At 68.2% G+C, this 6,522-nt stretch carries 5 protein-coding genes; 3 read left to right on the top strand and 2 right to left on the bottom strand.

Annotation, left to right across the window (positions count from 1 at the left end):
• Positions 1 to 5: 5 nt before the first annotated feature.
• Together AC3XYG_RS24355 and AC3XYG_RS24350 are read right to left on the bottom strand one after the other, a co-directional pair.
• Complete coding sequence (locus tag AC3XYG_RS24355; protein WP_489142456.1) at positions 6 to 1,499, bottom strand: LTA synthase family protein; 1,494 nt, start codon at positions 1,497 to 1,499, stop codon at positions 6 to 8.
• A 29-nt stretch (positions 1,500 to 1,528) separates the two neighbouring features.
• Positions 1,529 to 2,716, bottom strand: coding sequence for a polysaccharide biosynthesis/export family protein (locus tag AC3XYG_RS24350; protein WP_489142455.1), 1,188 nt, complete (start codon positions 2,714 to 2,716; stop codon positions 1,529 to 1,531).
• A gap of 314 nt (positions 2,717 to 3,030) precedes the next feature.
• On the opposite strand from AC3XYG_RS24350, the gene AC3XYG_RS24345 reads away from it, so the two are divergent.
• From AC3XYG_RS24345 to AC3XYG_RS24335, 3 genes are all read left to right on the top strand, one after another.
• Positions 3,031 to 4,410, top strand: coding sequence for a glycosyltransferase family 4 protein (locus tag AC3XYG_RS24345; protein ID WP_489142454.1), 1,380 nt, complete (start codon positions 3,031 to 3,033; stop codon positions 4,408 to 4,410).
• 134 nt (positions 4,411 to 4,544) lie between these two features.
• Positions 4,545 to 6,248: a KpsE/RkpR family capsule polysaccharide export protein gene (locus AC3XYG_RS24340; RefSeq protein ID WP_489142453.1), complete on the top strand. Its 1,704-nt coding sequence runs from the start codon at positions 4,545 to 4,547 to the stop codon at positions 6,246 to 6,248.
• A partial coding sequence (locus AC3XYG_RS24335) for a hypothetical protein (protein ID WP_489142452.1) occupies positions 6,245 to 6,522 on the top strand: 278 nt, incomplete at its 3' end. The genes AC3XYG_RS24340 and AC3XYG_RS24335, both read left to right, overlap by 4 nt.

The following is a 6,522-nucleotide window of genomic DNA, read 5'->3' as shown; positions in this document are numbered from 1 at the left end:
AGCCGTCAGCCGGCCCGGCCTGAGCCCGCCAGCCAGGAGCGGATGAAGCGGTTGATCGCTTCCGGCTGCCACTGCACCGGCAAGGCTCCGGCCCCGCCCTCTTTTGGTGCAGCGCGGCCGCAATCCAGGATCATGAAATCGGTGCGGCGCTCGCGCTCCGGATCCACGGTCGGCAGCACCGGCGCGTGGTCGCCATAGAAGGCCAGCAGCGCCCGGTCGGCCGTCGCGTCGAGATGCGCCGCCAGCCGGCCCAGCATGGCGTCGGCATGGCCGATATGGTGCAGGTACTGGCCCGTCGGGTCGTCCTCGCCGGGCACCCGGCCGGGGCGATAGGGGTCGTGCGCCTCCATGGTGACGCAGACCAGGAACAGCTTCACGCCATCCGCCTGCGCCCGGCGCAGTTGGTCCTCGATCACCCCCGCCACCGCCGCATCGGAGATGTAGTAGCCGCAGCGCTCGGCCTCCGGCAGGTCGCGCTGGCTGATGAATCGATCGAAGCCGAGCACCGGGATCGCCCCGCGGCGGCGGAAGAAGGTTTCGTCATAGGGGTGCAGGAAGACAGTGCGCCAGCCTTGGCCGCGCAACGCCATGGCCAGCGAGGCCGGGGCGAAGCGCTGCGGCCGCAGATAGGGGTGCAGCCCGTCGAAGGATTGCTGCGCCCCGGTCAGGCCGGTGATCACCCCAACCTCCGGCCGCAGGGTGTAGGCGCCGAAACACGGCACCTCGAGCAGGCCCTGCACCACGGCGCGCGGCCGCAGCCGGTCGAATTCGGGCAGGCCGGTCGCCAGGCCGATGCGGCGCAGATCCATGAAGGATTCCGACTGCACCACCACCACGGCATCGATGCCGGCGGCGACGGTGGGCGGCGGCATCAATGGCATCGGGCTGGCCGCCTCGCCGAGCCAGCGCAGCCAGGCGGTCGGCAGCGACGCTGCAAGGCCGTAGCGCTGGATCGCGCCGCGCGGATCGGTGGCATCGGCGAAGGTCAGTGCCGCCGGCCAGGCCAGGCCATAGCGGCGGCCGAAGCCGAACAGGACGATCAGCGCCACCTCGCCACCGAACAGCACGGCCTGCACGCCCGGCGGGATCGCCCGCGGCTCGATCCAGGTCCAGCCCACGATCAGCGCCACCAGCCCCGCGATGGCGGCGAGCAGCGCCAGGCCCTCGCGCCGCTCGATGTAGAACAGGCTGGGGTGGCGCAGGATCGGCAACAGGAAGGCGAAGTCGGCAAACACCAGCGGCTCATACAGGCTGCGCTGCTTGGCGTTGGAGATGGCGACGAGGATGGCGAGCGTGACCAGGCTGGCCGTCAGCGCGAACCAGAATCGGCCGAACAGGCCGAGCCAGCCCCCTGACAACAGCAGGAACACCGCGAGCCGACCGAGGATCGCGGCCCGGCTGCCGCCGAGGAAGCGCCGCCGCGGCCGGGCCAGCGCATCCATCGCCTCCCACGCCACGGCGCCGCCGGCCAGGCCGATCCATTCGGGCGCGGCGATCATGGCCGCGGTTCCGCCAGGCCCCGCTGCCCTTAGCCGCCCCCGACCACGGTGGTCGACGGCGACGCCACCGAGATGGTGTTCCGCACCACCGACAGGAACTTCAGGAACTCGACCGAGGAGGCGTTGGCGACATAGATCATGTCGTGGCTGCGCAGCTTGAACTGCTGGGCGTAGAAATAGCCGTGCGGGTCCTCGAAGCTGAGGCGATAGACCACCGGCACCGGCGTCCGCGTCTCCAGCAGCGGCGAATTCGGCCGCATCGTCCGGAACACCGCCCGGGATTCGAAGCGGAAGACGAAGACAGCGCTGGCGTCGGCCGCCCGGTCGGACAGCCCGCCGGCCCGCCCGACGCCCTGCGCCAGGGTGAACGGATCCTGGTCGATCGGCAGTTCGCCCGATGCGGTCACCGCCCCCAGCGCCGTGAAGGTCTGCGGGTGGCGGGTGACGTAGATGGTGTCGCCGGGCTGGACGTAGATGTTCTCGGCCGGGTTCTGCAGGATTGTGGTCAGGGCCACCGTCTCCGACACCCCGGCGCGGCTCACGGTGATGAAGGTTTCGGCCGGCAGTGAGCGCACGCCGCCGCCCTGGGCGATGACGTCGAGCAGCCGGTCGCCCTTGATGTTGAGCGGCACCCGCGCCGCCCCGGTCTGGTCGCCGAGCACCGAGGCGGAGGCCGAGGCCGATTGCGGGATGGTCACCAGCGCCTGCGGCTGGCTGGCCTGGGTGGCCAGCGCCGACTGGATCGCCGTGGCGATCTGGGTCGGGGTGCGCCCGGCGGCGCGGATCGGCTTGGCGGCGTAGGGCACGGTGATGGTGCCGCGCTGGTCCACCACCTGCGGCGGCAGGGTGACGTTGTGGGCGCCCTGGACCGTGCCGGTGGTGTCGCTGGAGGCGAACAGGCCGGTGCCCGACTCCCAGATCGACACCGCGACCACGTCGCCGATGCCGACCTGTTCCGACGGGGCCGGCGCCTTGTCGCCGAAGCGTTGCACCAGGCTGGGGGCGTGGAAGCTGTCCATGGCCGTGAGGCTGGCCTGGTTGACGTCGACGATCGCATAGCGGCTGTCGACATCGGCGGCGGGCGACCCCGGCGCCGGGGTGGGGGCCGCCTCGCCGGATGCCAGGATCTGGCCGGCGATCGGGCCGGTGCTCGGCAACTCGCCGCAGGCCGGAATCATGAGGACGGCAGGAACGAGCCACGCCAATCGCCAGGTCATGAGGCCGTGTCTTCCGATTGAGCGCGCCGAAGCACGAATTCTTCGGTGCATATCAGATTTCATCCGGCATAGCCAATGCTGCATGTGCGAATAATTTCGTATTCGACTCCTGAAACCCAGGCGTGGAGCGGGTTTGCGGAGTCGAAACTGTAAATTGTGGTTTTCAGGAGCACTATCAGGTTTTATATCTGTCCGGCACCACCAACTCTTTCAGGCGCCGATGTCCCCTGGTTCCGTCCGGAGATGGACGAGCCGCCCGCCAGATTTCGCCGGAAGCGCCCGCTTCGAATCGCCCGACAACACAGGACGACGCCGTGACGCCCCAGACGATCATGATCGACGGCTACAATCTCGGCCTCGAAACCGGCACCGGGGTGGCGACCTACGCCCGCAACCTCAGCTACGAGCTGCACAATCTGGGCTATCGCACCGATGTGCTGTATGGCGGCCGCGCGGCGCCGGGCACCCAGGATCTGATGCGCGAAATCGCCTTCTTCGACCCCAACAATGTCGGCAACCCGCCGCGCTGGCTGGAATTCCTGCGCACTGTGAACGAGCTGGTGCATTCCCCGGCCGGGGTGCGGGCGAAGCCGGTGCCGATCACCGGCAAGGTCATCGCCAAGACCTACCGCTCGCGCATGCCCTATTACGACGAGATCCTGAACGTGCCGGATCTGTGGAGCCGGTCGTACCGGCATTTCGCGATCTATCGCAACCGGCTGACGGTGACGATGCGCAACCCGCCGCCGCTGATGCACTGGACCTATCCGCTGCCGCTGCGCATGGCCGGGTCGCGCAACATCTACACCATCCACGACTTGGTACCGCTGCGCCTGCCCTACACCACGCTCGACAACAAGCGGCGCTACTACAAGCTGGTGCGCATGCTGCTGCGCCGGGCCGACCACATCGTCACAGTGTCCGAGACGTCGAAGCGCGACATCGTCGACCTGTTCGGCTACCCCGAGGAGCGGATCACCAACACCTACCAGGCCGTCGACATCCCGGCGAAATACGCCAACAAGCCTGAGGACGCGGTCAAACGCGAGGTCGAGGGCACCTTCAACCTGACCTACAAGGGCTACCTGCTGTATTTCGGCGCGATCGAGCCGAAGAAGAACATCGGCCGTCTCATCGAAAGCTACCTGGCCAGCCAGATCAAGACGCCGCTTGTCATCATCGGCAAGCTGGCCTGGAAGACCGACCAGGAACTGCGCCTGCTGAACGAATCCTCGATCCGCTACCTCGAGCAGGTCGACACGCTGACCTACACCCGCGACCGGGTGCTTCGCATCGACTACGCCCCCTTCCCGCTGCTGGTCAGCCTGATCCGCGGCGCCAAGGCGGTGACCTTCCCGTCGCTGTATGAAGGTTTCGGCCTGCCGGTGCTGGAGGCGATGCGCCTGGGAACGCCGGTGCTGACCTCGACCGAAGGCGCGATCCCGGAGGTGGCGGGCGACGCGGCGCTGCTGGTCGACCCCTACGACACCCATGCGCTGGCCGAGGCGATCCGCGCCCTCGACAGCAACGCCGAGCTGCGCGGCGAGCTGGCGGCGAAGGGGCTGAAGCAGGCGGCGCTGTACTCGCCGGAAAGCTATCGCCAGCGCCTGGGCGAGATGTACCGGTCGCTGGTTCCGGCCTCCGCCCGAAATCCTGAAATCGGCGCACCGCAGGCTGTAACCAGCGCTGACTAAAGGTTTCGTGATGCGAAAACGCAATCGATGTTCAAGATTTCGTGATTTCGCAGGTTTCCCCGCAGGGCTGCCTTTGCTATGCTGCGGTGCAGCGAGCGTCGCGCATCTCCTGCCTGCGTCGAACGAGGTAAGGCTTGGGTAAGACACCGGACAATCCGTCGGAAACCCTGTCCGAAGACCTGGACCGGCAGATGTCGGTCGGGGAATCGTCGGACTCGCGGGTTTCGCGCCGGACCATCGCCGAGCTGCGCGCCGCGAAATCCCGGGCCGCTCCGCGGACAACCGACAAGCCCGACGACGACCGGGCCGATGCCGACGCCCCTGTCACCACCGACACCAGCCCCGATGAGTCCCCTGCCGATCCGGAGGCGCGTGGCGGTCCCGTGGCCAGAACCGGCGGCACGGTGACACCACTGAGCAAGACCGGCGGCCGCCCGGTCCCGGCCAACACCGGCTTCACCAGGGATGTGCCGGCCCGGACCGCGCCGGCGCCGACCCCCGCGGTGGCGCGGCGCACCTCGGACCGCCGCTTCGATGCGGCGTTCGAGCCGCTGCAGCTGCCGGCGCGGCGCGCCCGGCTGTCGATCTGGTTCTGGCTGTCGCTGCTGTTCATGGTGGTGCTGCCGACCGCGTTGGGCGCGGTCTACTATTTCTTCATCGCAGCCGACCAGTACGTCTCCGAATTCCGGTTCGCGGTGAAATCCTCGAACGCCTCGGCCGCCGCGGGCAGCACCAATGTGATCGGCGCCGCGCTGGGCCAGTCATCGCAGATGTCGGCCTTCAGCGACAATTTCATCGTCGCCGACTATATCGGCAGCCGCGCGGCGGTGACCGACCTCTTGAAGACGATCGACCTGCGCAAGATCTACAGCGACCCGAAGGCCGATTTCCTGGCCCGGCTGGACCCGACGGTGCCGACCGAGGCGCTGGTCAAATACTGGCAGTCGCGGATCGATGCCAGCTTCGACGTCTCGACCGGCATCTCCGTCGTCCAGGTCCGGGCCTTCTCGGCCGCGGACGCGCTGCGCATCGCCCAGGGGCTGATCGGCGCCAGCGAGGCCCTGGTCAACCGGATGGCCGAGCGGGCGCGCGAGGATTCGGTGAGCTTCGCCGAGCGCGACGTGAAGAATGCGGAAGACCGACTGCGCGACATCACCGCAAGGCTGCGCCAGTTCCGCAACGTACAGCAGAGCCCTGATCTGTCGACCAGCGCGTCCTCCACCCTGGCCCTGACGCTGCAGCTGCGCACCAACCTGGCGCAGATGGAAGCGCAGCTGACCTCGCTGTCGACCCACATGTCGCCGGATGCGCCGACCATCAAGGTGCTGAAGAACAACATCGCCGCGACCCGCGACCAGTTGAGCAAGATCGAGGGCGAGCTCGGTTCCGGCGTCACCGGCGCCCCGCCCGCTACTGCTACCTCGGCCGCCCCCGGCGATGCCGCGGCCGGCGCCCCCCCCGGCGGACACCGTTCCGGCCGTCGGCCCCGGCGGCCAGGGCTACGCCACCACCCTGTCGGATTACGAAGACATCCGGCTGGAGATGCAGTTCGCGCAGCAGAGCTACCAGAACATGCTGACCGCGCTGGACCAGGTGCGCAGCAGCGCCATGTCCGACCGCACCTACCTGATGCCCTATGTCGAGCCGTCGCTGGCGGAATACCCGCTGTATCCCGAGCGCGGCGAGGATGTGCTGATCGTCTTCCTGATCGCCGCCCTGGCCTGGGCCATCACCATGCTCACGGTCTACGCCGTGCGCGACCACATGATCTGAGCATGGCCATCGTGGTGCCGGCAGGCATTCCCCTTCCCCGAATCGCGCCTGGAGCCGCGACATGACCGCGATCGTGGCCCCGCGCTTCGGCTCGGCGCTGGCGGTCCAGGCCCGGGTCGTGGTGTCGCTGATGCTGCGCGAGATGCGGATGCACGCCAAGCATTCGCGGCTGAGCTACCTGCTGGAACTGCTGGAGCCGGTGCTGCAGCTGACCATGATGCTGGCGGTGTTCTCGGCGATCGGCCGGCGACCGGATTTCGGCACCAGCATGTTCCTGTTCCTCGGCACAGGGATGATCCCGTACTTCACCTTCGTCCACATCTCGTCCCGCGCCATGGG

Source organism: Inquilinus sp. (assembly GCF_057815775.1).
The sequence above is the reverse complement of the archived record's forward strand: the minus strand, read 5'-3'. Positions and strand labels throughout refer to the sequence as shown.